3 protein-coding genes and 2 pseudogenes are annotated in these 3,128 nt (G+C 71.5%); 1 reads left to right on the top strand and 4 read right to left on the bottom strand.

The window, feature by feature from the left end:
• From ACIDOCELLA78_RS000000113035 to ACIDOCELLA78_RS000000113020, 4 genes and pseudogenes are all read right to left on the bottom strand, one after another.
• Positions 1 to 196 (bottom strand): annotated as a pseudogene (locus ACIDOCELLA78_RS000000113035) (hypothetical protein); the annotation flags it as partial.
• Between the two features lie 49 nt (positions 197 to 245).
• The gene (locus ACIDOCELLA78_RS000000113030) at positions 246 to 1,010 is read right to left on the bottom strand and encodes an SDR family oxidoreductase (protein ID WP_201729865.1); all 765 of its coding nucleotides are present in this window, start codon (positions 1,008 to 1,010) and stop codon (positions 246 to 248) included.
• On the bottom strand, positions 1,007 to 1,381 hold the full coding sequence (locus ACIDOCELLA78_RS000000113025) for a hypothetical protein (RefSeq protein WP_249676895.1): 375 nt from the start codon (positions 1,379 to 1,381) through the stop codon (positions 1,007 to 1,009). The genes ACIDOCELLA78_RS000000113030 and ACIDOCELLA78_RS000000113025 overlap by 4 nt, the downstream gene beginning before the upstream one ends.
• Complete coding sequence (locus ACIDOCELLA78_RS000000113020; protein ID WP_249676894.1) at positions 1,378 to 2,262, bottom strand: class I SAM-dependent methyltransferase; 885 nt, start codon at positions 2,260 to 2,262, stop codon at positions 1,378 to 1,380. Before ACIDOCELLA78_RS000000113020 ends, ACIDOCELLA78_RS000000113025 begins: the two co-directional genes overlap by 4 nt.
• Positions 2,263 to 2,329: 67 nt before the next feature.
• Here ACIDOCELLA78_RS000000113020 and ACIDOCELLA78_RS000000113015 point away from each other — a divergent pair.
• A pseudogene (locus ACIDOCELLA78_RS000000113015) lies at positions 2,330 to 3,128 on the top strand (homoserine kinase); the annotation flags it as partial.

The raw sequence follows: 3,128 nt of genomic DNA, 5'->3' as shown, positions 1-3,128 counted from the left end.
CCATGTCGGCCTGGGAGCGGATCCACTTGTCGCGCAGGTCGGCGGCCTCGGCTTCGAGGGCGGCGATCCGCTCGTGGGCGGCGGCAAGCTGCTCAGCCTCGGAGGCGGGCGCCGTATCGCTGCCAGCCGCCAGGGGGTCCGGGCCGTCTTGTGGTCGGGGCCGGCGTTCAGCGTGTCTTCGGTCATGCCGCCGCAATTAGGACACGCCCCCCGCCGGCACAAGGGCGGAAGGCCTCGCCGCCGCGTTATCCGGCGCTGAACGAAACGTCGCGCTGGCGGCGCATCAGGTGCTCGCCGGCATCGACATAGAGCGTGGTGCCGGTGAGCGAGGGGGTCTCGACGATGAAGCGCACGGCGCGGGCGATGTCTTCGGGTTGCGAGCCGCGGCCGAGCGGCGTGGCGCTCTGGCCGCGGCGGAAATTTTCCTCGCTCTGCTTCGCGCCGATCAAGGTGAGGCCGGGGGCGACGCCGCAGACGCGGATCGCGGGGGCGAGGGCCATCGCCAGCATCTCGGTGGCAGCAGCGAGGCCGGCCTTGGCCAGGGTGTAGGAGAAGAAATCGGGGTTGAGATTGGCGAGCTTCTGGTCGAGCAGGTTGACGATCACGCCGGGCCGGCCGGCGAGGCCGGACGCCATGTCGCGCGCGAGCAGCACGGGCGCGGCGAGGTTGGGCGCGATGTGCTCGGCGATCGAGCCGGCGGTGACGCTGGACGCCGAATCGAACTCGAAGCGCGAGGCGTTGTTGACCAGCACGCTGACCGGGCCGGCGAGCGCGGCGGCGCGGCCGATCAGGGTTTCGACCGCGGCGGGATCGGCGAGGTCGGCGGCGAGGACATGCGCCGCCCCGCCCTGCGCGCGCAGTTCGGCGGCGAGGGCTTCGGCCTCGGCGGCGGAGGCGCGGTGGTGGATGACGACCGGGAAGCCGGCCTGCGCCAGGGCGCGGACAATGGCCGCACCCAGTCGCTTCGCGCCGCCGGTGACCAGGGCGGCGCCTTCGAAGGGCGGGCTCACGCGAACAGCGCCGCGTCGAGGGCGGCGGGATCGTCGAGCAGCGCGGTCGGGCGCGGGGCAAGCAGCGCGAACAGGCGCGCGGTGCCGAAGGCGGCGAGATCGGTGTCCATCATCTCCGCGACCATCGCCTCGTAGGTCTCCTCGAGGCGGCGGCTGGCAGGGTCGAGCCCGGAGACCAGCAGGAGGCCGGTGGGCGGCGCATCGAGTGCGAGCAGCCGCAGGTCCGGCCGGTGGCGGTGCAGCAGCACGGCCATCTTCCAGACATCGCCGGCCCACCAGCCGGGCACCACGGCATCGCGGCGCAGCTCGGGGTTCTGGTCGCGCAGCGTGATGCGCGGGTCGATCGGCAGGCAGTCATGCAGCGCGATCACGCTGCGGCGGTGGCAGACATGCTCGTGTTGATGAAGTCGCGCAGCAGAAACTCGAACCGGTGCATGCCATCGAGAAAGGCGAGATCGACCGGGCCGCCGAGAATGGCGAGCGGATCGTGCCGGGCGAAGAAATCGTCGCTGCCGCAGGAATAGAGATGGCAGGCGGGCTTGCCGGCGAGGACGTCGCGGTCGAGCTGGAAATCGGGGTCGATCGCGAGGCTCTCGGCCTCGGCCAGGGCGAGGGATTCGCCGCGCCAGACGCCGATTTCGAGATAGCGGCGCGGGGCGAGCGCGCGGTGCAGCCGGCGCAGGCAGTCGAGATAGTCGGCCCCCGCGTGATGGGCCATGACCTCGGGGGCGGCGATGGTCATCGCGCGCTCCGCGCGGGCGGCGGCGCGCTCGGCCGGGGTGAGCTGGAAGCCGACCAGCACCTGCTGGGCGGCGCTGCGCGGGGCGCGGGGGAAATCGAGCCGGATCGGCTTCGTCGTCGCCACCGCCTGGGTGGCGCCGTGGCGGAAGTCGAAACGGACCGGATAGACCTGCTTGGCGATGATGCGATCCCCCTCGGTGATCGCGACGAAATACGGCAGGGTGAAGCGGTTCTGCCGGGCGGCGACGCCGCGGGTCGCGGCGAAGCCGATGCGGAAGACGACGCGCTCGCCGGCATCGCCATGCGGCGCGCATTTGCCGGCGACACCCGTGACCCACGCATCGACGATCCGCGCCGCGACATCGTCGGCGGCACCGGCGACGCGGACGAGGCGATCGGCCTGTTGCAGCATCGCGACCTGCGGACAGTCGAGCTTCGGGCCCGGCCCGCTGGCGCAGGCGGCAAGACCGAGCGGGGCGAGCAGGGCGGCAAGGCGGGCAATGCGGGTCAACGCTGTCTCCATCCGGTTTGTTAACCCTCCCTTGCCATCAAAACGGCGATCGGTCATCTCCCACCCCATGGCAGTCTATACCGAAGTGACGGACGACGCGCTGGCCGCGTTCCTCGAAGCCTATGACATCGGCCGCGTGGTCGCGTTTCGCGGCATCGCCGAGGGGGTCGAGAACAGCAATTATTCGCTGCGCACCACGGCGGGGGACTTCATTCTGACGCTCTATGAGCGGCGGGTCGATCCGGCGGAGCTGCCGTGGTTTCTCGGCTGATGGAGCATCTCGCGGCGAAGTCCCTGCCCTGCCCGCTGCCGGTGCGCGCGCGCGATGGCGCCAATCTCAACAAGCTGGCCGGGCGGATCGCGGCGATCACCACCTTCCTGCCGGGCGTGTGGCCGCGGCGGCCGACGGTCGCGCATTGCGGCCCGCTCGGCGCGGCGATGGCGCGGATGCACCTGGCCGGCGAGGATTACGCGCCCACCCGCGCCAACGCGCTCGGCCCGCAGGGCTGGTCGCCGCTGCTCGGGCGCTGCGGCGACAGCGGCGATGCGGTGCTGCCGGGCCTGACCGGGGAGGTGCGCGCCGCGCTGGAGGCCACCCTCGCGCCTGGCCGGCGGCGCTGCCGCGCGGGCACATCCATGCCGACCTGTTCCCCGACAACGTGTTCTTCCTCGACCACGCGATTTCGGGGCTGATCGATTTCTATTTCGCCGCGACCGATCTTTACGCCTACGACATCGCGGTGTGCCTGAATGCCTGGTGCTTCGAGCCGGATTTCAGCTTCAACATCACGAAATCCCGCGCGCTGCTGCGCGGCTATCAGGCGGTGCGCCCGCTTTCGGCGGCGAGACCGAGGCGCTGCCGGTGC

The organism is Acidocella sp. C78, from assembly GCF_907164655.1.
The sequence above is the reverse complement of the archived record's forward strand: the minus strand, read 5'-3'. Positions and strand labels throughout refer to the sequence as shown.